General features: G+C 67.3%; 20 protein-coding genes and 2 tRNA genes. 3 read left to right on the top strand and 19 right to left on the bottom strand.

Annotation, left to right across the window (positions count from 1 at the left end):
- The first annotated feature begins 10 nt into the window (after positions 1-10).
- A complete protein-coding gene (locus ACQUSX_RS00730; protein WP_428905066.1) occupies positions 11-2,065 on the top strand; it encodes a M3 family metallopeptidase in 2,055 nt (684 codons plus the stop codon).
- Positions 2,066-2,125: 60 nt separating this feature from the next.
- Here the strand turns inward: ACQUSX_RS00730 and clpX are convergent, their stop codons facing one another.
- From clpX to ACQUSX_RS00685, 9 genes are all read right to left on the bottom strand, one after another.
- Positions 2,126-3,394, bottom strand: a complete 1,269-nt coding sequence (clpX, locus tag ACQUSX_RS00725; RefSeq protein WP_428905065.1) for an ATP-dependent Clp protease ATP-binding subunit ClpX — start codon at positions 3,392-3,394, stop codon at positions 2,126-2,128.
- Positions 3,395-3,526: 132 nt separating this feature from the next.
- Positions 3,527-4,396 (bottom strand): aldehyde dehydrogenase family protein, encoded by an 870-nt coding sequence (locus ACQUSX_RS00720; RefSeq protein ID WP_428905064.1) that lies wholly within the window; start codon positions 4,394-4,396, stop codon positions 3,527-3,529.
- Positions 4,393-5,835, bottom strand: a complete 1,443-nt coding sequence (locus ACQUSX_RS00715) for an aldehyde dehydrogenase family protein (protein ID WP_428905063.1) — start codon at positions 5,833-5,835, stop codon at positions 4,393-4,395. The genes ACQUSX_RS00720 and ACQUSX_RS00715 overlap by 4 nt, the downstream gene beginning before the upstream one ends.
- 36 nt (positions 5,836-5,871) lie before the next feature.
- Positions 5,872-6,858, bottom strand: coding sequence for a deoxyribose-phosphate aldolase (gene deoC, locus ACQUSX_RS00710; protein WP_428907563.1), 987 nt, complete (start codon positions 6,856-6,858; stop codon positions 5,872-5,874).
- Positions 6,859-6,869: 11 nt separating this feature from the next.
- Positions 6,870-7,805 (bottom strand): sugar-binding transcriptional regulator, encoded by a 936-nt coding sequence (locus ACQUSX_RS00705; protein ID WP_428905062.1) that lies wholly within the window; start codon positions 7,803-7,805, stop codon positions 6,870-6,872.
- A gap of 277 nt (positions 7,806-8,082) precedes the next feature.
- A complete protein-coding gene (locus tag ACQUSX_RS00700; protein ID WP_428905061.1) occupies positions 8,083-8,745 on the bottom strand; it encodes an ATP-dependent Clp protease proteolytic subunit in 663 nt (220 codons plus the stop codon).
- A 13-nt stretch (positions 8,746-8,758) separates the two neighbouring features.
- Entirely contained in the window at positions 8,759-9,349 is a 591-nt protein-coding gene (locus tag ACQUSX_RS00695; RefSeq protein ID WP_428905060.1) for an ATP-dependent Clp protease proteolytic subunit, read from the bottom strand.
- A gap of 164 nt (positions 9,350-9,513) precedes the next feature.
- On the bottom strand, positions 9,514-10,968 hold the full coding sequence (gene tig / locus ACQUSX_RS00690; RefSeq protein ID WP_428905059.1) for a trigger factor: 1,455 nt from the start codon (positions 10,966-10,968) through the stop codon (positions 9,514-9,516).
- Positions 10,969-11,027: 59 nt separating this feature from the next.
- Positions 11,028-11,104: transfer RNA gene (locus tag ACQUSX_RS00685), tRNA-Pro, on the bottom strand.
- Between the two features lie 123 nt (positions 11,105-11,227).
- Here ACQUSX_RS00685 and ACQUSX_RS00680 point away from each other — a divergent pair.
- Both ACQUSX_RS00680 and ACQUSX_RS00675 read left to right on the top strand, forming a co-directional pair.
- Positions 11,228-11,301 (top strand) — tRNA-Gly (locus ACQUSX_RS00680).
- 138 nt (positions 11,302-11,439) lie between these two features.
- Positions 11,440-12,666 (top strand): hypothetical protein, encoded by a 1,227-nt coding sequence (locus tag ACQUSX_RS00675; protein WP_428905058.1) that lies wholly within the window; start codon positions 11,440-11,442, stop codon positions 12,664-12,666.
- Between the two features lie 48 nt (positions 12,667-12,714).
- On the opposite strand, the gene ACQUSX_RS00670 is transcribed toward ACQUSX_RS00675, so the two are convergent.
- From ACQUSX_RS00670 to uvrA, 10 genes are all read right to left on the bottom strand, one after another.
- Positions 12,715-13,071 (bottom strand): RNA polymerase-binding protein RbpA, encoded by a 357-nt coding sequence (locus ACQUSX_RS00670; RefSeq protein ID WP_428905057.1) that lies wholly within the window; start codon positions 13,069-13,071, stop codon positions 12,715-12,717.
- Positions 13,071-13,319, bottom strand: a complete 249-nt coding sequence (gene secG, locus ACQUSX_RS00665; protein WP_428905056.1) for a preprotein translocase subunit SecG — start codon at positions 13,317-13,319, stop codon at positions 13,071-13,073. The genes ACQUSX_RS00670 and secG overlap by 1 nt, the downstream gene beginning before the upstream one ends.
- A gap of 78 nt (positions 13,320-13,397) precedes the next feature.
- Entirely contained in the window at positions 13,398-14,204 is an 807-nt protein-coding gene (tpiA, locus tag ACQUSX_RS00660) for a triose-phosphate isomerase (protein WP_428905055.1), read from the bottom strand.
- A complete protein-coding gene (locus ACQUSX_RS00655) occupies positions 14,201-15,421 on the bottom strand; it encodes a phosphoglycerate kinase (RefSeq protein WP_428905054.1) in 1,221 nt (406 codons plus the stop codon). The genes tpiA and ACQUSX_RS00655 overlap by 4 nt, the downstream gene beginning before the upstream one ends.
- Before the next feature lie 3 nt (positions 15,422-15,424).
- A complete protein-coding gene (gene gap / locus ACQUSX_RS00650; protein WP_428905053.1) occupies positions 15,425-16,435 on the bottom strand; it encodes a type I glyceraldehyde-3-phosphate dehydrogenase in 1,011 nt (336 codons plus the stop codon).
- Between the two features lie 100 nt (positions 16,436-16,535).
- On the bottom strand, positions 16,536-17,162 hold the full coding sequence (locus tag ACQUSX_RS00645; protein ID WP_428905052.1) for a superoxide dismutase: 627 nt from the start codon (positions 17,160-17,162) through the stop codon (positions 16,536-16,538).
- A gap of 131 nt (positions 17,163-17,293) precedes the next feature.
- Positions 17,294-18,286, bottom strand: coding sequence for a DNA-binding protein WhiA (whiA, locus tag ACQUSX_RS00640; RefSeq protein WP_428905051.1), 993 nt, complete (start codon positions 18,284-18,286; stop codon positions 17,294-17,296).
- An 88-nt stretch (positions 18,287-18,374) separates the two neighbouring features.
- On the bottom strand, positions 18,375-19,247 hold the full coding sequence (gene rapZ / locus ACQUSX_RS00635) for an RNase adapter RapZ (protein WP_428905050.1): 873 nt from the start codon (positions 19,245-19,247) through the stop codon (positions 18,375-18,377).
- 29 nt (positions 19,248-19,276) lie between these two features.
- Positions 19,277-21,187 (bottom strand): excinuclease ABC subunit UvrC, encoded by a 1,911-nt coding sequence (uvrC, locus tag ACQUSX_RS00630; protein ID WP_428905049.1) that lies wholly within the window; start codon positions 21,185-21,187, stop codon positions 19,277-19,279.
- The gene (uvrA, locus tag ACQUSX_RS00625; protein ID WP_428905048.1) at positions 21,187-24,081 is read right to left on the bottom strand and encodes an excinuclease ABC subunit UvrA; all 2,895 of its coding nucleotides are present in this window, start codon (positions 24,079-24,081) and stop codon (positions 21,187-21,189) included. Before uvrA ends, uvrC begins: the two co-directional genes overlap by 1 nt.
- Between the last annotated feature and the right edge of the window lie 34 nt (positions 24,082-24,115).

Genomic DNA, 24,115 nt, shown 5'->3' with positions numbered 1-24,115 from the left:
AACTCGGAGCATGACTGTGGACGCCAACCCGCTCTTGTCCCCCTCATCGCTCCCGTACGCGCTGCCCGACTTTGCGGCGATCCGCCCGGTGCACTACCTGCCCGCGTTCCGGCAGGCGTTCGACGATCACCTCGCCGAGATCCGCGCGATCACGATGGTGCGGTCGATGCCGACGTTCGAGAACACAATCGAGGCGCTCGAACGCAGCGGCGAGCTGCTCGACCGGATCGCTCACACGTTCTACACGGTCAGCTCGGCGGATGCGACACCCGAGATCCAGGCTGTGGAAGAAGAGCTCGCGCCGCTGATGTCCGCTCACCATGACGCGATCCAGCTCGACTCACAGCTGTACTGGCGGGTCTCGCAGGTGCACGAGCGCCTCGGCGATCGCCCCGACCTCACCGACGAGCAGCGCTACCTCGTGCGCCGGCACTTCCGTGAGATGACCCACGCAGGCGCTGCCCTCGACGCCGAGGACAAGCAGAGGCTGAAGGCGCTGAATCAGCGCCTGTCGACGCTGAGCACGACGTTCGAGAAGAACCTGCTCGGCGACACGAACGACCTCGCCGTCGTCTTCGGGGACGTGGCGGAGCTCAACGGCCTTGCCGCGGGTGAGGTGAGCGCCACCGCACGCGCCGCCGCCGAGCGAGGAATGGAGGGCAAGTACCTGGTCTCGCTGCCGTTGTTCAGCGGGCATCCGTACCTCGCATCTCTCACGGTGCGCGAGAGCCGGCAGCGCATCATGGCGGCGTCACTGTCCCGCGCTTCCCGCGGAGAGGAACACGACAACCGCGCCGTGCTCACCGAGATCGTGACCCTGCGCGCCGAGCGCGCGGCACTGCTCGGCTACGACTCGCATGCCGCGTACGTCACCGATGACGAGACGGCCGGCTCCCCCGAGGCAGTGGAGCGGATGCTGCGCGAGCTCGCCGCCCCGGCTGCTCGCAACGCGGAAAGTGAGCGCGCCGCGCTGCAGGAGATCATCGATGCCACCGAGCCGGAGCCGTTCAGCCTTGAGGCGCACGACTGGGCGTTCTACACCGAGAAGGTTCGACGCGCACGCTACGACATCGACGCTGCTGCCCTGCGCGCGTACTTCGAGGCGGAGCGCGTTCTGCGGGACGGTGTGTTCTTCGCGGCGACGCAGCTTTACGGCATCCGATTCACCGAGCGCACCGACCTGCCCTCGTACCACCCCGGCGCGCGCATCTTCGAGGTGCACGACGAGGACGGCGCACCCGTCGGACTGTACGTGCTCGATCTGTACACGCGCGACTCCAAACGCGGCGGCGCCTGGATGAACCCGATCGTCAGCCAATCCGCGCTGCGCGGCCAGCTTCCGGTGGTCGTCAACAATCTCAACGTCTCGCAGCCCGGTGACGGCGAGCCGACCCTCCTCACCCTCGACGAGGTGACGACGCTCTTCCACGAGTTCGGCCATGCGCTGCACGGGCTGTTCGCGCGGGTCGGCTACCCGCACTTCGCGGGCACCAACGTGTTCCGTGACTTCGTCGAGTTCCCCAGCCAGGTGAACGAGATGTGGATCCTCTGGGACGAGGTCCTTGAGAATTACGCGCGCCACCACGAGACGGACGAACCGCTGGATGGCGCGATCGTCGATCGACTGCGCTCGTCCGAGACATTCAACCAGGGGCATGCGACGAGCGAGTACCTGGCTGCGGCATGGCTGGATCAGGCCTGGCACAGGATCGGCGCTGAGACGGAGATCGCCGACGTCGCCGAGTTCGAGAGGGCGGCCCTGGCCGATCTCGGGCTGCTGAACCCCGTAATTCCCACCCGGTACTCGTCGGCCTACTTCGCACACGTGTTCTCGGGCGGCTACAGCGCCGGTTACTACTCGTACATCTGGAGCGAGGTGCTCGACGCCGACGCCGTCGAGTGGTTCCGCTCGAACGGCGGCCTCACCCGCAGGAACGGCGACCGCTTCCGACAGCGCCTGCTGGGCGTCGGCGGATCGAAGGATCCGCTGGACGCCTACCGAGACTTCCGCGGGCGGGATGCCGAGATCGCACCGCTGCTGAAGCGGCGCGGACTCGAATCCTGACTCGCGGGCAGCGATCCGCGCAGCGTTCGACGAACGCTGGGCGCTAGCCTCTTCGCAGGGTCAGGCGCTCTTGCGCTTGCGAGCCATGACGATCGTGGGGGCGGCGCCGTCTTCGACGGCGGCCTTGGTGACGACGACCTTGGAGACGTCCTCAGCCGAGGGGATCTCGAACATGATCGGCCCCAGCACGTCCTCGAGAATCGCTCGGAGGCCACGGGCGCCGGTCTTGCGTTCCACTGCGAGATCCGCGATAGAACGCAGGGCATCCTCGTCGAACTCCAGCTGGACGCCGTCCAGCTCGAACATGCGCTGATACTGCTTGACCAGTGCGTTGCGAGGTCCGGTGAGGATTTCGATCAGCGCTTCCTGATCGAGCGGTGAGACCGAGGTCACGACAGGCAGACGGCCGATGAACTCGGGGATCAGTCCGAACTTGTGGAGATCCTCGGGCAGCACCTCGCTGAACAGATCGAGGTCTTTGCCCTTGTCATGCAGCGGGGCGCCGAAGCCCACACCGTGCTTGCCGACGCGCGCCGAGATGATGTCCTCAAGGCCCGCGAACGCACCGGCCACGATGAAGAGCACATTGGTGGTGTCGATCTGCAGGAACTCCTGATGAGGGTGCTTTCTGCCGCCCTGCGGTGGCACGGAGGCGACCGTTCCCTCGAGGATCTTCAGCAGCGCCTGCTGAACGCCCTCACCGGAGACATCCCTGGTGATCGAGGGGTTCTCCGCCTTGCGCGCGATCTTGTCGATCTCATCGATGTAGATGATGCCGGTCTCGGCGCGCTTGGTGTCGTAGTCGGCGGCCTGCAGCAGCTTCAGCAGGATGTTCTCGACGTCTTCGCCGACGTAGCCGGCCTCAGTGAGCGCCGTGGCGTCGGCGACGGCGAACGGCACGTTGAGTCGCTTGGCGAGTGTCTGCGCGAGATAGGTCTTGCCGCATCCGGTGGGACCGAGCATGAGGATATTGCTCTTGGCGACCTCGACCTCTTCGGCCTTCTGCTCGGCCGGCTGGAGGGTGCCCCGGGCACGCACCCGCTTGTAGTGGTTGTAGACAGCAACTGCGAGGGCCTTCTTCGCCGGATCCTGCCCGACGACGTACTCCTCGAGGAATGCGAAGATCTCGCGAGGCTTGGGCAGCTCGAAGTCGACGACGGGACCGCCTCCGGCTTCGGCCATGCGCTCTTCGATGATCTCGTTGCACAGCTCGACGCATTCATCGCAGATGTACACGCCGGGACCAGCGATCAGCTGCTGGACCTGCTTCTGGCTCTTTCCGCAGAATGAGCATTTGAACAGATCAGCGCTTTCACCGATGCGTGCCATGCGCGTCCTCCTCGGGGGATCAAGAGATCGTCTTCCGAGCCTAACCTCCAGCGCCGACACCGGGCCGCATTGGCACGCAGACATGAGAAAGGTCCGGGCGCACGACGCGCGCCCGGACCCCTCCGCTGCAGATCACACCATCGACTTGGTGTGCCAGACGGTCTTCGTCTCGGTGAACGCCGCGATCCGATCGAGGCTCGGCTCGGAGGCGCCCGGACGCAGCACGCGCTTGAGCGTGTCGGCCGCGGCGATCTCCAGTTCGATCCAGTCGACCTGAGCCGCGCCGGTGAGATCGAGCGCGTTGACGTCCGCGTGGGATGCCAGCCACGGGCCCATCTCGGCAGGCGAGCCGGTCAGCACGTTCACCACTCCCCCGGGAACGTCGCTGGTGGCGAGAACCTCCGCGAGGGTGATCGCCGAGAGCGGGAAGCGCTCGCTGGCGATGACGACCACCGCGTTCCCGGTGACCAGCGCAGGTGCGATGACCGACACGAGCCCGAGCAGCGCGGAATCCTGCGGAGCGATGGTCGCGACGACGCCCGTGGGCTCGGGGACCGAGATGTTGAAGTACGGTCCGGACACCGGGTTGGCGTTTCCGGCGACCTGCGCATATTTGTCGCACCATCCGGCGTACCAGACCCACAGGTCGATGGCGGCATCCACCTGCGCACCCGCGGCGGCGGCGCTCACGCCCTCCTGCAGGGCGATCTCGTCGATGAACTGCGCGCGACGACCCTCGAGGATCTCCGCCACGCGGTACAGCACCTGCCCGCGGTTGTACGCGGTGGCACCGGACCAGCCCTTCACCGCCGCGCGCGCGGCGACGACGGCATCCCTGGCATCCTTGCGCGACGCCTTTGCTGCGTTCGCGATGAACGCGCCCTTCGCGGAGACGACCTCATAGGTGCGACCGGACTCGCTGCGAGGGAACGCCCCGCCGATGGCGAGCTTGTACGTCTTCGGAATGCTGAGCCGGTTGGAGTCAGTCTGTCGCTTGCTCATGCCGAAGCTCCCTTCAGGTATGCGGTGAGGCCGTGGCGTCCGCCCTCGCGGCCGTAGCCGGATTCCTTGTAGCCGCCGAACGGGCTGGCCGGGTCGAAGCGGTTGAATGTGTTCGCCCACACCACACCGGCACGCAGCCGGTCTGCAACCGCGAGGATGCGGGAGCCCTTGTCGCTCCAGATGCCGGCCGACAGCCCGTACGGGGTGTTGTTCGCCTTCGCGATGGCCTCGGCCGGGGTGCGGAAGGTCAGCACCGACAGCACAGGTCCGAACACCTCGTCGCGTGCGATGCGGTGCGATGCCTCGACGCCGGTGAAGATCGTCGGGGCGAACCAGAAGCCCTTCTCCGGGATGGCGCAGTCCGCAGTCCAGCGCTCGGCACCTTCGGCTTCGCCGATGTCGCTCAGCTCGCGGATGCGCTCGAGCTGAGCGGCGGAGTTGATGGCGCCGATGTCGGTGTTCTTGTCGAGCGGGTCGCCGAGGCGCAGCGTCGACAGCCGGTGCTTGAGCCGATCGATGACCTCGTCATGGATCGACTCCTGCACCAGCAGGCGGCTGCCTGCGCAGCACACATGTCCCTGGTTGAAGAAGATGCCGTTGACGATCCCCTCGACGGCCTGATCGATCGGCGCGTCGTCGAAGACGATGTTCGCGGCCTTGCCGCCCAGTTCGAGGGTGACCTTCTTATCGGTGCCGGCGATGGCCTTGGCGATGTTGCGCCCGACGCCTGTGGAGCCGGTGAAGGCGACCTTGTCGACGTCCGCGTGCCGCACGAGCGTGGCGCCCGTGGAACCGGCGCCGGTGACGATGTTGACGACGCCGGCGGGCAGATCGGCCTGCTGGACGATCTCGGCGAAGATCAGAGCAGTCAGCGGAGTGGTCTCGGCGGGCTTGAGCACCACGGTGTTGCCCGCAGCGAGAGCGGGCGCGATCTTCCATGCCAGCATCAGCAGCGGGAAGTTCCACGGGATGATCTGGCCGGCGACTCCCAGTGCCTTCGGGTTCGCGCCGAGTCCGGCGTAGTCGAGCTTGTCGGCCCACCCGGCGTAGTAGAAGAACCAGGATGCCACCAGCGGCACATCCACGTCGCGGCTCTCCTTGATCGGCTTGCCGTTGTCGAGGCTCTCGGCCACCGCGAGCTCGCGGGCCCGCTCCTGAACGAGGCGCGCGATGCGGAACAGGTACTTGCCGCGGTCGCGTCCGCTCATCTTCGACCACACCTTGTCGTGTGCGCGGCGAGCTGCGGCGACGGCGCGGTCGATGTCCTCGTCCGATGCCGAGGCGACCTCGGCGATGCGGCTCTCGTCGGCCGGGGAGATGGTGTGGAAGCTCGACCCCGTCCCGTCGACGAACTCGCCGTCGATGAACAGCCCGTAGCTGTCCTTGAGGTTGAGGATCGCCTTCGACTCGGGGGCCGGTGCGTATTCCAGGAATGACATGTTCTTTGTCCTTGGTCTGCTGAGCTTGTCGAAGTGTCAGTCGATGGTGACGTAGTCGGCGCCGGAGTAGTGCCCGGTGTTGAGCTTCTGTCGCTGCAGGAGCACGTCGTTGAGCAGGCTCGAGGCACCGAAGCGGAACAGGTGCGGCTGCAGCCACTCCTCGCCCGCCGTCTCGGCGACGGTCACGAGGTACTTGATGGCGTCCTTGGAGGATCGGATGCCACCGGCCGGCTTCACACCGATCTTCTCGCCCGTCGCGCGATGCCAGTCGCGCACCGTCTCGAGCATGAGCAGCGTGGTCGGCAGGGTCGCCGCGGGCGACACCTTGCCCGTCGAGGTCTTGATGAAGTCTCCGCCGGCGAGGATCGACAGCCACGACGCGCGCTTGATGTTGTCGTAGGTGTTCAGCTCGCCGGTCTCCATGATGACCTTCAGCGAGGCGTACGTGCCGTCCTCACGACGGCAGGCCTCCTTGACGCGGGCGATCTGGTCGAAGACGAGCCCGTAGCGTCCCTCGAGGAACGCGCCGCGGTCGATGACCATGTCGATCTCGTCGGCACCGGCCGCGACGGCATCGGCCGTGTCCGCGAGCTTGATCTCGAGCGACGAGCGCCCCGATGGGAATGCAGTCGCCACCGCGGCGACGGCGATGCGGCCGTCATCGGGATCGCCGTGCATGGCGCCGAGCGCCTCCACCGCGTGGCCGACCATGTCGCCGTACACGCAGACGGCGGCGACCAGCGGGGTGCTGGGGTCCGCGGCATCCGGAGTCTTCGCCTTCGCGACGAGCGAGCGGACCTTGCCCGCCGTGTCGGAGCCCTCGAGCGTGGTCAGGTCGATGAGCGAGATGATCTTGTCGAGCGCCCATGCCTTGGACGTCGTCTTGATCGAGCGGGTGCCGAGACCGGCCGCCCGCTGCTCCAGGCCGACGGCGTCGACGCCGGGCAGACCGTGCAGGAAGCGCCGCAGCGTCTGATCGTCGGGGTCACCGCCGAGCACGTCAACCGCCGTGCGGCGGACCATTTCCGTGGTCGTCACATCTCCTCCAAGAGTGCTTGTGCTGTGGATTCATCGGTCACCAGGACGCTGCACAGCCCGTTGCTGACGACTGTACGCGCGATGTCATGCTTGGGGGCACCCGCGGTGACGTAGATGGAGCGAGGCGCATCGCGCACCTGCTTCAGTGCGACGCCGACCGTGCGGGCGTCGAGTTGGGGGTCGACGATGTTGCCGTCGGCGTCGATGTAGCGGCCGAGCACGTCGCCGACGGCGCCGCGACCGGCGAGTTCGGCGATGTCGTCGGTGCTGAGGTAGCCGTTCTCGACATGAGCGGATGCCGGATCGCACGGGCCCGCCGTGAACAGAAAGGTGTTCGCGCTGGCCGCCTGATCGAGGATCGCCGCGATGGTGCGGTCGGACTCGATGGCCTGCTTCGTCTCGATGCGCTCGAGGATGGCGGGGCTCGGCAGCAGGACCGCCTGTCCGCTGCCACGCTGCGCCATGGTGACGGCAACTGAAGCGGCCCCGCCGGAGCGGCGGTTGAGGCTCACTCCCCCGTTGGCCTGCACGACGGTGACGCCGGTCGCCCACCCCTGGGGCAGCGCATCGGCGACGGCAGTGAGGGTGCGCCCCCAGCTGACCGCCAGCACGCGCGGGACGGGTCGCAGCGCCGTGAGCAGATCGGCGGCTGCGGCGGCGACCCGGTGCAGCAGGGCATCCGGCTCGTCGGCAGTCGGGACCACGACGGCATCCGTCAGTCCGAATCGCTCGATGAGTGCTCGCTCGACGCCGAGCCTGCGGGCTCGGGGATGCACGATCTCGATGCGGACGATGCCCCGCTCGCGAGCCTGCACCAGCAGCCTGCCGACCTTCCAGCGGGAGATGCCGAGCAGCGCGCCGATCTCGTCCTGTGTCCTGTTCTCGTCGTACGAGAGCTCAGCGACACGCACCATCAGCAGTTCGTCGTCCACGGCATCCTCCTCTCGGATTCAGCCTACGTCGCGACCGACGTGCGCGCATTACTCTGCTCACATGAGCAGCGCAGCGTGGTTGCAGTGCACATCTGCGGGCGGGTTCGGGGTTTCAGCATCCGCCGTCCGCGCGCTTCGCGCGGATTTGTGCGCTTCGCGCGGACGGATCCGCCCCTTCGATCCGCGCGAAGCGCGCATTCCCGCGGCAGGTGCCGGCGCGCACACGCACGAGGGGCGGCCCGGCAGATGCCGGACCGCCCCTCGGGACGCGACTGACTCAGCTGCTGCGCTTGCGCGAGCTGAGCACCTGGTCGACGATGCCGTACTCGAGCGCTTCCTGCGCCGAGAGGATCTTGTCGCGGTCGATGTCCTTGTTGATCTGCTCCACCGGCTTGCCGGTGTGCTTGGCCATGGTCTCCTCGAGCCAGGTGCGCATGCGCAGGATCTCGGCAGCCTGGATCTCGATGTCGGACGCCTGGCCGTGGCCGGCCTCGCCCATCGCCGGCTGGTGCATCAGCACGCGAGCGTTGGGCAGCGCGAGGCGCTTGCCGGGCGCGCCGGCGGCGAGCAGCACGGATGCCGCGGATGCCGCCTGGCCGAGCACGACGGTCTGGATGTGCGGCGCGACGTACTGCATGGTGTCGTAGATCGCCGTCATCGCCGTGAACGAGCCACCGGGCGAGTTGATGTACATCGTGATGTCACGCTCGGCGTCCTGACTCTCCAGGACGAGCAGCTGCGCCATGACGTCGTCGGCCGACGCGTCGTCGACCTGCACGCCGAGGAAGATCACGCGGTCCTCGAACAGCTTGTTGTAGGGGTCCTGGCGCTTGAAGCCGTAGGCGGTGCGCTCCTCGAACTGCGGGAGGACGTAACGGCTGGAGGGCATCTGCTCATTGGCCAGCAGAGAGCCGGCGGCACGGAAGGTGGGGGTGTGCATGTGTGTTCCTGCCTTACTTGTCCGCGCCGGTGCCGCCGCCGCCGTGCACGTCACTGGCGTGCTCGCGGATGTGGTCGACGAAACCGTACTCGAGGGCCTCATCAGCGGTGAACCAGCGGTCGCGGTCACCGTCCTCGTTGATCTGCTCGACACTCTTGCCCGTCTGACCGGCCGTGATCTCGGCGAGACGGCGCTTCATCGAGAGGATGAGCTGCGCCTGGGTCTGGATGTCGCTCGAGGTTCCGCCGAAGCCGCCGTGCGGCTGGTGCAGCAGCACGCGGGCGTTCGGGGTGATGTAGCGCTTGCCCTTGGTGCCGCTGGTCAGCAGGAGCTGACCCATCGACGCGGCCATGCCGATGCCGACGGTGACGATGTCATTCGGGACGAACTGCATGGTGTCGTAGATCGCCATGCCCGCGGTGATCGAGCCGCCGGGCGAGTTGATGTAGAGGTAGATGTCCTTCTCGGCGTCCTCGGCGGCGAGAAGGAGGATCTTCGCGCAGATCTCGTTCGCGTTCTCATCGCGCACCTCAGAGCCCAGCCAGATGATGCGATCCTTCAGCAGCCTGTCGAAGACGCTCGTCGCCATCAGAGGTTCAGCCATGTCAGCTCCTGTTTCCGTGTTTCGGTGATTCGAATCTACCGGCGGGCGGATGAGGCTTCGCCCGTGTTCGCCGTCGGCATATCAGCGTGGCGGGCGCAGCGGCGCCCGCAGACCGAAGAGGGGCGGATGCCAGCGGCATCCACCCCTCTGTCAGCGATGTGCGATCACTCGGCCTTGTCGGCGTCGTCCTTCTTCTTCGCCGGAGCCTTCTTCTTGGCCGGAGCCTTCTTGGCGGGCTTCTCCTCGGCGGCTGCCTCCTCGGCGGGCGCCTCGTCGGCGGGCGCCTCGTCGGCCGGAGTCTCGTCGGCGGCGGAAGCCTCGTCGGCGGCGTCGTCGTCCTCGGCGTCGCCGATGAACTCGGACAGATCAACGGCCTTGCCGTTGCTGTCGACGATGTTCACCTTGCCGAGCGTGGCGGCAAGAGCCTTGTTGCGGGCGACCTCACCGACGAGAGCCTGCAGCTGTCCTGCACCCTGCAGCGCCTCGACGAACTCCTGCGGCTGCATGCCGTACTGGGCTGCCGACTGGATGAGGTACTGGCTGAGCTCCTCCTGCGAGACCTGCACGTTCGCGTTCTCGGCGATCGTGTCGAGCAGCACCTGCGTGCGGAACTGCTTCTCGCTGGCCTCGGTGACCTCGGCGCGGTGCTCGTCGTCCTCGAGACGGTTCTCGGACTCGAGGTGGTTGTGCACCTCGTCCTCGATGAGCTTGGCCGGAACGGGGATCTCGATCTTCTCGAGAAGAGTGTCGATCAGCTGGTCGCGCGCGGCGGCGCCCTGCGTGAATACCCCCTGCTGGCCGACGCGCTCGGCGAGGCTGTCGCGCAGCTCGGCGATGGTGTCGAACTCGGATGCCATCTGTGCGAAATCGTCGTCCGCCTCCGGCAGCTCGCGCTCCTTGACGGACTTCAGGGTGACGGACACCTCGGCCTCTTCACCGGCGTGGTCGCCGCCGACCAGCGTCGATCGGAAGGTGGTCTCCTCGCCGGCGGTCAGCGACTCGAGTGCCTCGTCGATGCCCTCGAGCAGCTGGCCGGAGCCGATCTCGTACGAGACGCCGTCGGCGCGGTCGATCTCAGCGCCGTCGATGCTGGCGACGAGGTCGAGGTCGACGAAGTCGCCCTTCGATGCGGGACGGTCGACGGGGATCAAGGTGCCGAAGCGAGCACGCAGCTCGTCGAGCTCGCTGTCGAGAGCGGCGTCATCGACCTCGACGGCGTCGACGGTGACCGTGATGTCCTCGAGCTTCGGCAGCTCGATCTCGGGCCGCACGTCGACCTCGATGTCGACCAGCAGGTCGCCGGAGAAGTCCTTCTCGTTCGGCCACTGGGTGATCTCGGCGGCCGGGCGACCGACGACGCGCACGCTGTGCTCAGCGGCAGCCTCACGGAAGAAGCGGTCGAGCGCCTCGTTGACGGCGTGCTCGATGACTGCGGTGCGACCGACGCGCTGGTCGATGATCGGAGCCGGGACCTTGCCCTTGCGGAAGCCAGGGATCTGCACGTCCTGAGCGATGTGCTCGTACGCGTGGTCGATGCTGGGCTTGAGGTCCTCAGGGGAGACCGTGATGGTGAGCTTGACCCGGGTCGGGGAAAGCTTCTCGACGGTACTGTTGGCCATGCTGGTGTTTCTCCTTGTGGTTTCCGCACGAACGGCGCGGTCGTGAAGTCTGGATGCCGTGGTCGGGGCGACAGGATTTGAACCTGCGACCTCCCGCTCCCAAAGCGGGCGCTCTACCAAGCTGAGCTACGCCCCGGCTTGAACCCGCGCGCGGGAACGGCCTCCACGAGTCTAACGGACGAGAAGGCCCCGACTGTCCGCTATGCTTTACGAGGCGCTCCGCTCAACGGACGTCCGAGAGGGCGAGAGCCTCGCTTGCGGGGATGTAGCTTAATGGTAAAGCCTTAGTCTTCCAAACTAATGACGCGGGTTCGATTCCCGTCATCCCCTCCATCGAGAAGGCCCCCACCGTCTGGTGGGGGCCTTCTCTCCTTCCGGTCGAATCGAAGGCCACGCGAATACGATTCGACGTATTCTCCCTCGCCATGCGCCTCCGATATGCCAGTATCCCAGCACGCTGACGATGGTCGAGTGCGCCACCTGCGAACCATCGAGACGTGGGATGATCTCGCCATGGATCAGATCGCGCCGGAGCACGCGACCGCGTCGGAGACCGAACCACGGGTGGAGCCCACAGTCCTCGTCCGCCGACGTCGCCGCTGGCCGTGGATCGTCGGCGCGATCGTGCTCATCGGCCTCCTCTGCGGCGCCGCGCAGGTGTGGGCGAATCTGTCCTACGACGACGCGGCTGACGCGTTCGGCCAGGCGCGCACTTCCTCCGAGCCCGCCACGACGACACTGATCGCGACGCTGGATCACGCGGATGAGACAGCCGCGGCCGCGAAGTCCGTCGAGGCCGTGACGACGCCGGAGCTCTTCAGCGACGAGAACCGCACGGCGCTCGCGGCTGCGACGGACGATCTGACGGAGGCGCGTGCGGACGCGGACGGGATCGGAGTCACTCCCCCACCCGCAGCCGGAGACAAGCCGGTCGTGCCGTGGGAGCTGTTCCTGCAGGCATCCGATCTGCAGCAGCGGACGGCAGAGCTCCACGCCCGCACCGACGACCAGGAGGCTGCGGCACGATCGCTGAGCACGGCGATCGCCGACATCGATGCCCTGGGCGGTGACATCCTCCGCACTGCGCGCGAGGCTGTGCCGGCGATCGAGGCAGCGGCGGTCCACGCCCGGGTCGCTCCCATCCTCGCGCTGCGCAAGGCCGCGGACACGGTGAAGCGCACGGAGTCCGACTTCGACGGCGAGGCCGCGACGAGCCTCCTGGAACTCGACGAGGCGGTCGCGGCAGTTCGCGCATCGGCGAAGTCCGAGCTGGCAGCGAAAGCCGGGCCGCTCTACGATGCGCGCCTCAAAGCGGAGGACTATGCGCGATCCATCTCTGGCGGTGTGCTCCTCGAGTTCGACTGGACGGACCGGCTCCTCGGCCAGGGCGCCGGTCAGTCCGGAGCCGGCACGGCCACCTGGAACAGCGAGGACGGCGGAACCTCGCTGATCACGCTCACGGACTCGATCGCGAGCTACTGGCCCGCCGACTGGACCCGATCACTCGTCGCACACGAGGTGGGCCACTCCATCTCGGCCAAGTGCTACGAGATGTTCGACTGGGAGGACGAGCACGCCAACGAGCAGTGGGCGACGGCCTGGGCCATGAGCTGGGGGTACTCCGCATTCGACTCCGGTGCGGATCAGTACGGCGTGCCCTCCGCCGAGATGCAGAAGGCCGCGGCGTCCTGCCGCTGAATGCACGAGGGGCCCGGGACGTGTCGTTCCGGGCCCCTTCGCACGATCTCAGCTGCCGCCGCGCCGCTCGCGCAGCTGGGTGAGCGCATCCTCAAGAAGCTGCTCGGCCTCTTCATCGGTGCGACGCTCCTTCACATAGGCGAGGTGCGTCTTGTACGGCTCGGCTTTCGCGAGCGCCGGCGGATTGTTCTGATCGCGCCCCGCGGGCAGACCGCTCTGCGGGTGATCGATCGTCTCGGGGATCTCCTCGTCCGGGAGCCCCGCGGCGAAGTATCGAACGGTCTCGTTGCCGAGCCCGTCCCAGTACGACACGGCGATGCGGTCGGCGTGGTACCCGTGATCCTGCTCGCCCATCGGGCCCGATCCGACACGCGTGCCGCGGATCGCGTTTCCTCCGGTAGCCATCAGATCACCTGGAACTTCGTGATCAGGCCGAGGGCGACGATCGACACGAACCACACCAGCGCAAGCACGATCGTGAACCTGTTGAGGTTCCGCTCGGCGAGCCCGGAGGATCCGACGGCAGCGGACATGCCGCCGCCGAACATGTCGGAGAGGCCGCCACCGCGACCTTTGTGAAGAAGGATGAGGAGCGTCAGCAGCACGCTGGTGATACCCATCAGCACCTGCAGAACGAACTCGAGAACCAGCACTAAGAAGCCTTTCGCCGGGGCCGACAGGCCCACCTAGCGGTCAATTATAGGATGAGGCGCTCGCGGAGCCCGCCCAGGTCACACGCCGACGTGCTTCTCGAACCGGACGATTGCTGCGAACTCATCCACGACGAGGCTAGCACCGCCCACGAGAGCGCCATCGACGTCCGGCTCGCGCAGGAAGCTCGCGATGTTGCCGGACTTGACCGATCCGCCGTACAGCACGCGGGTGCGTGCGGCGGCATCCTCGTCGAGAACGCGACCGAGCACACCGCGCAGCGCGGCGCAGACATCCTGAGCCTGTGTCGGCGTCGCGGCCTGTCCGGAGCCGATGGCCCAGACCGGCTCGTAGGCGACGACGATGTCGGCGGACGCCGGCACGCCTTCGAGCGCCTTCTCGAGCTGACCGGCCGGTACGGCGCTGGCACCGAACTTCTCCAGGTCCTCCGCGGTCTCGCCGACGCAGATGACAGGCACCAGTCCGTGCTTGAGAGCGGCCTTCACCTTCGCATTCACGAGCTCATCGCTCTCGCTGTGGTATTCGCGGCGCTCCGAGTGGCCGATGATGACATACCCGACATTGAGCTTCGACAGGAACGCGCCTGACACCTCTCCGGTGTAAGCACCCGAGTCGTGCGCCGACAGGTCCTGCGCGCCGAGCGCGAACGGGATCTTGTCTGCGTCGATCAGCGTCTGAACGCTGCGGATGTCGGTGAACGGCGGGAACACGGCGACTTCGACCGTGTCGCCCTCGTGGCCGGCGTCCTTGAGAGTCCAGTGCAGCTTCTGCACCGTCGCGACCGCCTGCAGGTGGTCGAGGTTCATCTTCCAGTTTCCCGCGATCAGCGGGGTGCGCTTTCTGCTCTGCGCAGCAGGCGAATTCATTGAGCTTGCCATCCGAGTACCTCCAGACCTGGGAGCTTCTTGCCCTCGAGGAACTCGAGGCTTGCGCCTCCGCCCGTCGAGATGTGTCCGAACTGATCATCGTCGAAGCCGAGCTGACGCACGGCGGCCGCCGAGTCTCCGCCGCCGACCACGCCGAGACCGTCGACGTCGGTGAGCGCCTCGGCGACGGCCTTGGTGCCCGCCGCGAACGCGGGGAACTCGAACACGCCCATCGGGCCGTTCCAGAACACGGTCTTCGAGCCGCGGACCACCTCGGCGAACGCCGCCGCGGTCTCCGGCCCGATGTCGAGGCCGATGCCGGAGGCGCCGAAGGAGCTCTGCTCGATGGCATCCGCTGCGACGATCTCGTGTGCGGCGTCGGCGGCGAATCCCGACGCCACGACGACGTCGGTCGGCAGCACGAGGTCGACGCCACGCTCCTTCGCCTCGGCAATGTACCCGCGCACGGTGTCGAGCTGGTCCTTCTCCAGCAGGCTGGATGCCACGCCGTGGCCCTCCGCCGCGAGGAAGGTGAACAGCATCCCACCGCCGACGAGCAGCCGGTCCACGCGCGGCAGCAGGTGCGAGATCACGCCCAGCTTGTCGCTGACCTTCGATCCGCCGAGCACCACGGTGTACGGCCGCTCAGGGTTCTCGGTGAGGCGGTCGAGCACGTCGAGCTCGGTGGCGATGAGCAGTCCGGCCGCGGACGGCAGCAGCTCGGCCAGGTCGTAGACGCTGGCCTGCTTGCGATGCACCACTCCGAAGCCGTCGGACACCATGGCATCGCCGAGGGCCGCGAGCTCGGTGGCGAAGGCGCGGCGCACTTCGTCGTCCTTGGAGGTCTCCCCCGCGTTGAAGCGAAGGTTCTCGAGCACGACGACATCGCCGTCCGAGAGGGCCGCGACCGCCTGCTGAGCGGATGCGCCGACGGCGTCGGACGCGAACGCGACCGGCGCGTCGAGCAGCTCGGACAGCCGGTCGGCGACCGGCTCAAGGCTGTACTGCGGGTCGGGGGCGCCGTCCGGGCGGCCGAGGTGCGAGCACACGATGACTCGTGCGCCCGCGCCTACAAGCGCCTTGATGGTCGGAACCGAGGCCCGCACGCGACCGTCGTCGGTGATCTCGCCGTCCCGCAGCGGGACGTTCAGATCACACCGGACGATGACGCGCTTGCCGTCGAGCGGCCCCAGTGAATCGAGGGTGCGCAGGCTCATCGATCAGAGACGCTCGGCGACGTACTCGGTCAGGTCGACGAGGCGGTTGGAGTAGCCCCACTCGTTGTCATACCAGCTGGACACCTTGACCAGGTTGCCGCTGACGTTGGTCAGCTCGGCGTCGAAGATCGACGAGTGCGGGTTGAGCTGGATGTCGCTCGAGACGATCGGGTCCTCGGTGTACTCGAGGATGCCCTGCAGACGACCATCTGCGGCGGCCTCGCGGTACGCGGCGTTGATCTCGTCGACGGTGAGGTCCTCACGGTCGGAGATGATGGTGAGGTCGACGATCGAGCCGGTGGGGACGGGCACGCGGTACGACGAGCCGCTCAGCTTGCCGTTGAGCTCGGGCAGCACGAGGCCGATCGCCTTGGCGGCGCCGGTCGAGGCGGGGACGATGTTGATCGCTGCGGCGCGTGCGCGGCGCAGGTCGCTGTGCGGGCCGTCCTGCAGGTTCTGGTCGGCGGTGTAGGCGTGCGCGGTCATCATGAAGCCGCGCTGGATGCCGAACTTGTCGTTGAAGACCTTCGCCAGCGGGGCGAGGCAGTTCGTGGTGCACGACGCGTTCGAGATGATGTTCATGCTGGTCGCGTCGTAGGTGTCCTCGTTCACTCCCATGACGAAGGTGCCGTCGACGTCGGTGCCCGGTGCCGAGATGATGACCTTCTTGGCGCCGCCGGCGATGTGCTTGCCCGCGTCGGCCGCCTTCGTGAAGCGTCCGGTCGACTCGATGACGATGTCGACGCCGAGCTCGCCCCAGGGAAGAGCTGCGGGGTCGCGCTCTTCGAAGACCTTGATGGCCTTGCCGTCAACGGTGATGACGTCGCCTTCGTGCGAGACCTCGACGCCCAGCGGGCCGCCGACCGAGTCGTACTTCAGCAGGTGCGCGAGCGCCGCGTTGTCGGTGAGGTCGTTGACCGCGACGATCTCGAGGTCCGCGTTCTGTGCGAGAGCCGCACGAAGGAAGTTTCGTCCGATACGACCGAAGCCGTTGATACCGATCTTGACAGACACGAAAGTCTCCTGGTTCTTAATCGAGGAAATGCGGAAATATCGCAGATTACGCGGACAACGGCGTCCTGACGGGCATTTCGCCCATCAGGACGCCCATCTTTTACGACAGTACCAGCAGTCCGGAGGTCTTCTCACGCGCTGTTTCAAAGCGCTGCGCGACGTTCTGCCAGTTGGCGATGTTCCACGCGGCCTTGATGTAATCGGCCTTCACGTTGAGGTAGTCCAGGTAGAAGGCGTGCTCCCACATGTCCAGCTGGAACAGCGGCACGGTGCCCTGCGCCGTGTTGGAGTGTTGGTCGAACATCTGCTGGATGATCAGGCGGGCGCCGATCGGGTCCCAGCTGAGCACCGCCCAGCCCGAACCCTGAATGCCCGCCGCCGCAGCGGCGAAGTGGGCCTGGAACTTCTCGAACGAGCCGAAGAACTCGTCGATGGCGGCCTTCAGCTCGCCCTCGGGCTGTCCGCCGCCCTCGGGCGACAGATTGGTCCAGAAGATGGAGTGGTTGACATGTCCGCCGAGATTGAACGCCAGGTCCTTCTCGAGCTTGTTCACGTTGGCGAGGTTGCCGCTCTCACGGGCCTCTGCGAGCCCGTCGAGGGCGGCGTTCGCACCGGCGACATAGGCCGCATGGTGCTTATCGTGGTGCAGCTCCATGATCTTGCCGCTGATGTGCGGCTCGAGCGCTGCGAAGTCGTAAGGAAGGTCGGGGAGCGTATAGGTCGCCATGTCGAATTCATCCAATCCGCGCCGCGCCGCGGCGCTTTCCGGTCCCCTGCGATGCCGAAGTGCATCGCAGGGCAGACTTAACTCATCCTACTGACGGCAACGCCCTATGCGGAGGGATCCTTCCGCGGGGATCATTCGTCGAGGCCGGCGGGCACCGCCGCCTCGGTCCCGGGGATCCCCTCCTGCTGGGCGCGCTTGTCAGCCATCGCGAGCAGACGTCGGATGCGGCCGGCGACGGCATCCTTGGTCAGGGGAGGATCTGCGTGGTGTCCGAGTTCGTCGAGGCTCGCGTCGCGGTGGGCAAGGCGCAGGCTGCCCGCGGTGCGCAGGTGGTCGGGGACGTCGTCACCGAGGATCTCCAGTGCGCGCTCGACGCGCGCGCATGCAGCCACCGCAGCCTGTGCGGAACGACGCAGGTTCGCGTCGTCGAAGTTGACGAGGCGGTTCACGCCGGCACGCACTTCCCGGCGCTGACGCATCTCCTCCCAGGCGATCGCCGTGCGACGGGCGCCCATGTTCGTCAGGATCTTCTGGATCGCCTCGCCCTCGCGCACCACGACGCGCGGCAGGCCGCGCACCTCACGGGCCTTCGCCGTGACACCGAGTCGATGTGCGGCGCCGACGAGCGCCATCGCGGCCTCGCCGGACGGGCAGGCCACCTCGAGCATGGCCGAGCGTCCCGGCTCGCTGAGCGACCCGGCCGCCAGGAAGGCACCGCGCCAGATGCCGGCGAGCTCCTCGGGCGAGCCCGTGGTCAGACGGTTCGGCAGACCGCGCACCGGACGACGACGAGCGTCCAGCAGACCTGTCTGGCGGGCGAGCGTCTCGCCTGCGGAGATGACGCGCACGGCCCAGCGGGCACCGTCGCCTGCCCCGCCGGTCTGCGCGGAGCTCGACTTGACCTGCGCGATCTCAGGGCGCACCCCGTAGATCTCGGCGAGGTCGCGGCTGACGCGGCGTGCCAGCGTCTCAGCGTCCACCTCGGCCTCGACGGCCACACGACCGGCGATGGAGTGCAGCCCACCCGCGAAACGCAGGATGGTCGTCACCTCCGCCACGCGCACCGTCGGGGGTGCGTTGCGAACGCTGACGAGCTCAGCCTTGACGTCGGTGGTTAGTGCCACGGGACTCCTTAACGATCCGTGCGTCGGATCGCGACGCGAAGGACAAGCCTACAAGGCCGACGGCTCCCGCACCGCCCGCCTCCGAGTCTCATTCGCGTCCGAGATCGCGGTGTCGGACGTTCACTGCGACGCCCGGCACGTCTGCGAGGCGCCGAGCGAGTTCTTCGGAAAGTGCGACGGACCGGTGCTTTCCTCCGGTGCAGCCGATCGCGATCGTCGAGTGGCTCTTGTTCTCGCGCTGGTAGCCCTCCAGGACAGGCCTGAGGGTCTGCGCGTAGGCGTCGAGGAATTCGGTGGCTCCGGGGCGGGAGAGGACGTAATCGCGGACGTCATCGTCCTGCCCCGTGTGCGGGCGCAGCTCGGGCTGCCAGAACGGATTCGGCAGGAAGCGCATGTCGGCGACGTGATCGACGTCGGTGGGCAGGCCGTACTTGAAGCCGAAACTGAGGATGGTGAGGCGATGACGGGCCGCCCCCTCCTCGGAGAACATCTCGGACACCTGCATGGCGAGCTGGTGGATGTTCAGCGCCGACGTGTCGATGAGCAGGTCGGCAGCCTCGCGGATCGGCGCGAGGCGCCCGCGCTCGGTGCGGATGCCGTCGAGCAGCGTGCCGTCCCCCTGCAGCGGGTGCGGTCGACGGACCGACTCGAAGCGCCGGACGAGCACGTCGTCGGAGGCGTCCAGGTAGAGCACCTTCACGCCGCCGCGGGCGCGGAGCGCACGCGCCACCCCGGGAAAATCGTCGAACAGACCGCGACCGCGCACGTCCACGACGGCGGCGACCTTCGGCAGGTTTCCCGCGCCCATGTCGGTCAGCTCGAGCAGCGGTCGCAGGATCTGCGGCGGCAGGTTGTCCACGACGTACCAGCCGAGATCCTCGAGGGCGTTCGCGGCTGTCGTCCGTCCCGCCCCCGACATACCGGTGACGATCAGGAACTCGCCCTCTTGTGCGGCCGCCATTCTGGGACTCCCTTCCGCTGGCGTCCAGCCTATCGACTCGAGAGGGCCCGATCGTTCGTCAGGTGCGCGTGGATGTTCGCGGCGAGCGTCGGACCGATGCCGCTGACCTCACCGATCTGCTCGGGCGTGGCGGCGCGCAGCCGCGTGACGGAGCCGAAATGGGTCAGCAGCGCTTTGATGCGCGCCGCGCCGAGACCGGGGATCTCGCTGAGGATCGAATTGATGTCGCGGCGACGGCGGCGACGCTGATGCGTGATCGCGAAGCGGTGCGCCTCGTCGCGGAGCCGCTGCACCAGGTACAGCGCCTCGCTCGTGCGGGGCAGGATCACGGGGTAGTCGTCGTCCGGAACCCAGATCTCTTCGAGTCGCTTCGCGATGCCGCACAGCGCGATCTCGGTGCGCCCGCTGTCGCGCAGGGCCCGCGCCGCGGCCTGCACCTGCGGCTGCCCTCCGTCGACGATCAGCAGCTGCGGCCGGTAGGCGAACCGGGGCTTGCGCCGCGGAGCGCCATCCTCCTGCGCCTCGTCGTCCTCGCCGTCCGACTGCTCCGAGCCTCTCGAGGAGTCCACCCGCGCCAGGCGTCGCATCAGCACCTGATACATCGAGTCGGTGTCGTCAGTGGTCTCCGAGATGTTGAACGAGCGGTACTGATCCTTGCGCGGCAGGCCGTCCTCGAACACGACCATCGACGCGACGACGTTCGTGCCGCCCAGATGCGAGATGTCGAAGCACTCGATGCGCAGGGGCGCCTCGTCCATGCCGAGCGCCTCCTGCAGGTCGGTGAGCGCCTGTGTGCGCGCCACGTAGTCGCTCGTGCGCCGTGTCTTGTGCCGCAGCAGAGCCTGCTGCGCGTTCAGCGTCGCCGTGCGCATCAGCTCGGCTCGCTGCCCGCGCTGCGCGACCGCGATCTCCACCCGGCGGCCGCGTCTCTCGCGCAGCCACAGCTCCAGTTCGGCGGCGTCGTCGGGCAGCGTGGGCACCAGCACGCGGCGCGGGATGTCGGATGAGTCGCCGTACACCCGCTGCAGAACCTGATCGACCAGTTCGCCGCCGGTGATGTCGAGTTCCTTGTCGAGGGCGATCGATCGCACACCGCGCACGCGTCCGCCGCGGATCACGAAGTGGTGCACGGCGGCCGACAGCTCGTCCTCGGCGATGCCGAACAGGTCGGCGTCCTCTTCGGCGGGCAGCACCAGCGCGCTCTTGCCGAGCACTGCCTCGATCGCCGCGAGCTTGTCGCGGTGCTTGGCGGCGGCCTCGTAGTCCATGGCTGCGGATGCTGCGTGCATCCGCTTCGTCAGTTCACGGGTGAAGCGCTCGTCACCGCCGGCCATGAAGGCGACGAAGTCGTCGACGACGGCGCGGTGCTCCTCGATCGTGACGGTCATCGAGCACGGGCCACCGCACTTGCCGATCTGGCCGGGAAAGCAGGGCCGGCCGGTCTGCATCGCCCGTCGATAACTGGCATCACTGCACGTGCGGATCGGGAACGCCTTGACCATCAGATCGATGGTCTCGTGCACCGCCCACACCTTCGGATAGGGACCGAAGTACCGCGCGCCCGGGATCTTGCGGTTGCGGGTGACCATCACCCGCGGCGCCTCGTCCGCGAGCGTGATCGCCATGAACGGGTAGGACTTGTCGTCCTTGTAGCGCACGTTGAACGGCGGATCGTATTCCTTGATCCACATGTACTCGAGCTGCAGCGAGTCGACGTCGGTGGCGACGACCGTCCATTCCACGGATGCCGCGGTCGTGACCATCCGGCGGGTGCGCTCGTGCAGCGTGCGCAGCGGTGCGAAGTAGTTCGACAGCCGCTGGCGCAGGTTCTTCGCCTTGCCGACGTACAGCACACGCCCTTCGGCATCACGGAAGCGGTACACACCCGGGTCGGTGGGTATCTCACCCGCCCGCGGCTTGTAGGGCAGGACGTCGGCCATCAGCCCGCCTTGCGGATTGCCGCGTCACCGCGCCCGTCGAGGATCTCGGCGAGGAAGCGCCCCGTGTGGCTCTCCTGCACGCGGGCGATCTGCTCCGGCGTTCCCGTCGCGAGGATCTCACCGCCGCCGGATCCGCCCTCCGGACCGAGGTCGATCACCCAGTCAGCCGACTTGATGACGTCGAGGTTGTGCTCGATCACGATCACGGTGTTGCCCTTGTCGACCAGGCCGTTCAGCACTTCGAGGAGCTTGCGCACGTCTTCGAAGTGCAGTCCGGTGGTCGGCTCGTCGAGCACGTAGATGCTGCGGCCGTTGCTGCGCCGCTGCAGCTCAGTGGCGAGCTTGACGCGCTGCGCCTCGCCGCCGGAGAGCGTGGTCGCGGCCTGCCCGAGTCGGACGTAGCCGAGGCCCACGTCGACGAGGGTCTTCATGTACCGGTGGATCGCCTGGATCGGCTCGAAGAACTCGGCGGCCTCGGCGATCGGCATCTCGAGCACCTCGGCGATGTTCTTGCCCTTGTAGTGCACGGCCAGGGTGTCGCGGTTGTACCGCTTTCCGTGGCAGACCTCGCAGTCGACGTACACGTCGGGCAGGAAGTTCATCTCGATCTTGATCGTGCCGTCGCCGGAGCATGCGTCGCAGCGGCCGCCCTTGACGTTGAAGCTGAAGCGTCCGGGCAGATAGCCGCGCACCTTGGCCTCAGGCGTCTCGCTGAAAAGCGTGCGGATGCGGTCGAACACACCGGTGTAGGTCGCGGGGTTCGAGCGCGGCGTGCGCCCGATCGGCGCCTGGTCGACGTGCACCACCTTGTCGAGGTTGTCGAGACCCGTGACGCGGGTGTGCTTGCCCGGCACGGTGCGGGCACCGTTCAGTCGCCCGGCGAGCACCTGGTAGAGGATGTCGTTGACCAGCGACGACTTGCCCGAGCCGCTGACACCGGTGACGGCGGTCAGCACTCCCAGCGGAAAGTCCGCCGTGACGTTCTTGAGGTTGTTCGCCCTGGCGCCCACGACGCTCAGCATCCGCGTCTTGTCGATCTTGCGCCGCTTCTTCGGCGTCGCGATCTCGCGACGTCCGGCGAGGTAGTCGCCGGTCATCGAGGCGGTCTCATCGAGCAGCGCGGAATACGGCCCGGAATGCACCACTGCTCCCCCGCCGACACCCGCGCCGGGGCCGATGTCGACGACCCAGTCTGCCGCCTCGATCGTCTCTTCATCGTGCTCGACGACGATCAGCGTGTTGCCGAGATCGCGCAGCTTGAGCAGCGTCTCGATGAGGCGCCGGTTGTCGCGCTGGTGCAGGCCGATCGACGGCTCGTCCAGCACGTACAGCACGCCCGTCAGACCGGATCCGATCTGGGTGGCGAGCCGGATCCGCTGCGCCTCACCGCCGGAGAGCGAGCCCGCGGAGCGACCGAGGTTGAGGTATGAGAGGCCGACCTGAAGGAGGAAATCGAGTCGCAGCCGGATCTCACGCAGCACTTGAGCTGCGATCTTCGCCTCGCGGTCGGTCAGCTCGAGCGTGTGCATGAACGCACTCGCGTCGGCGAGACTCAGGCCGGAGACCTCGGCGATCGAGTGCCCGTGCACCTGCACGGCGAGCACCTCGGGCTTCAGTCGCGCTCCGTCGCAGACCGGGCATGGCACCTCTCGCAGGTACTCGCCCCACCGGCTGCGCTGCGTGTCCGACTCGGCCTGCAGGTACTGGCGCTCGATGTACGGCACCACGCCCTCGAAACCGGAGGTGTAGCGCATCTCGCGTCCGTAGCGGTTCTTCCACTTGACGCTGACCTTGTAGTTGTCGCCGCGCAGCACGGCCTCGCGCACATCCGAGTGCAGCTGGTTCCACGGGGTGTCCAGCGAGAAGTCCAGGTCGCGGGCGAGTCCCTCGAGCAGCCGCTCGTAGTACTGGAACAGCCCCTTGCCCTGCGTGGTCCAGGGCAGGATGACGCCCTCGCGGATCGAGAGATCCTCATCGCCGAGCATGAGATCGACGTCGACGGACATCCGGGTGCCGAGGCCGGCGCAGGCGGGACACGCGCCGAACGGCGCGTTGAACGAGAAGGTGCGCGGCTCGATCTCGGTGAGCGTGATCGGGTGTCCGTTCGGGCACGCCAGCTTCTCTGAGAACGACTGCCAGGCGTCGTCTCCCTCCGCGTCCACGAAGTTGACCTGCATGATGCCGCCGGCCAGACCGAGCGCCGTCTCGACCGAGTCGGTGACGCGACCGAGGATGTCGCCGGATGCCACGAGCCGGTCTACGACCACTGCGATGTCGTGCTTGTAGCTCTTCTTCAGCTTCGGCGGCTCGGCGAGCTGGATGAGCTCGCCGTCGACGATGGCGCGGGAGTACCCCTTCGCGCCGAGCTCTTTGAAGAGGTCGACGAACTCGCCCTTCTTCTGGGTGACGACCGGGGCGACGATCTGGTAGCGCGTGCGCTCGGGCAGGTCGATGAGCTGATCGGCGATCTGCTGCACCGTCTGACGCTGGATGCGCTCACCGCACTCCGGACAGTGCGGAATGCCGATCCGCGCCCACAGCAGGCGCATGTAGTCGTGGATCTCGGTGATCGTGCCGACAGTCGATCGCGGGTTGCGGTTGGTCGACTTCTGATCGATCGAGACCGCGGGACTCAGCCCCTCGATGAAATCGACGTCGGGACGATCGACCTGGCCGAGGAACTGGCGCGCGTAGGCGCTCAGCGATTCGACGTAGCGGCGCTGGCCCTCGGCGAAGATCGTGTCGAACGCCAGGCTGGACTTGCCCGATCCGGAGAGGCCGGTGAAGACGACGAGTGAGTCGCGTGGGATGTCGATGTCGACGTTCTTGAGATTGTGCACGCGGGCACCGCGAACGCTGAGCGTGGCGGACGAGACGACGGGGACGATAGGCACCAGACAAGTCTAAGAGCGGCCACCGACACTGGCT

It is taken from the genome of Microbacterium alcoholitolerans (genome assembly GCF_050408615.1).
Lineage (GTDB): Bacteria > Actinomycetota > Actinomycetes > Actinomycetales > Microbacteriaceae > Microbacterium.
This window is presented reverse-complemented; position numbering and strand designations above follow the sequence as displayed.

Bases quoted from the DNA above. Each gene is read 5' to 3' on its own strand.
- rapZ (WP_428905050.1), bottom strand. From the start codon at position 19,247: ATGGCGGCCGCACAAGAGGGCGAGTTCCTGATCGTCACCGGTATGTCG.
- ACQUSX_RS00655 (WP_428905054.1), bottom strand. From the start codon at position 15,421: ATGAGCCTGCGCACCCTCGATTCACTGGGGCCGCTCGACGGCAAGCGC.
- uvrC (WP_428905049.1), bottom strand. From the start codon at position 21,187: ATGGCCGACGTCCTGCCCTACAAGCCGCGGGCGGGTGAGATACCCACC.
- tpiA (WP_428905055.1), bottom strand. From the start codon at position 14,204: ATGAATTCGCCTGCTGCGCAGAGCAGAAAGCGCACCCCGCTGATCGCG.
- ACQUSX_RS00730 (WP_428905066.1), top strand. From the start codon at position 11: ATGACTGTGGACGCCAACCCGCTCTTGTCCCCCTCATCGCTCCCGTAC.
- ACQUSX_RS00700 (WP_428905061.1), bottom strand. From the start codon at position 8,745: ATGCACACCCCCACCTTCCGTGCCGCCGGCTCTCTGCTGGCCAATGAG.
- deoC (WP_428907563.1), bottom strand. From the start codon at position 6,858: ATGGTCCGCCGCACGGCGGTTGACGTGCTCGGCGGTGACCCCGACGAT.
- ACQUSX_RS00695 (WP_428905060.1), bottom strand. From the start codon at position 9,349: ATGGCTGAACCTCTGATGGCGACGAGCGTCTTCGACAGGCTGCTGAAG.
- ACQUSX_RS00645 (WP_428905052.1), bottom strand. From the start codon at position 17,162: ATGGCGACCTATACGCTCCCCGACCTTCCTTACGACTTCGCAGCGCTC.
- ACQUSX_RS00715 (WP_428905063.1), bottom strand. From the start codon at position 5,835: ATGTCATTCCTGGAATACGCACCGGCCCCCGAGTCGAAGGCGATCCTC.
- tig (WP_428905059.1), bottom strand. From the start codon at position 10,968: ATGGCCAACAGTACCGTCGAGAAGCTTTCCCCGACCCGGGTCAAGCTC.
- clpX (WP_428905065.1), bottom strand. From the start codon at position 3,394: ATGGCACGCATCGGTGAAAGCGCTGATCTGTTCAAATGCTCATTCTGC.
- ACQUSX_RS00720 (WP_428905064.1), bottom strand. From the start codon at position 4,396: ATGAGCAAGCGACAGACTGACTCCAACCGGCTCAGCATTCCGAAGACG.
- ACQUSX_RS00670 (WP_428905057.1), bottom strand. From the start codon at position 13,071: ATGGCTACCGGAGGAAACGCGATCCGCGGCACGCGTGTCGGATCGGGC.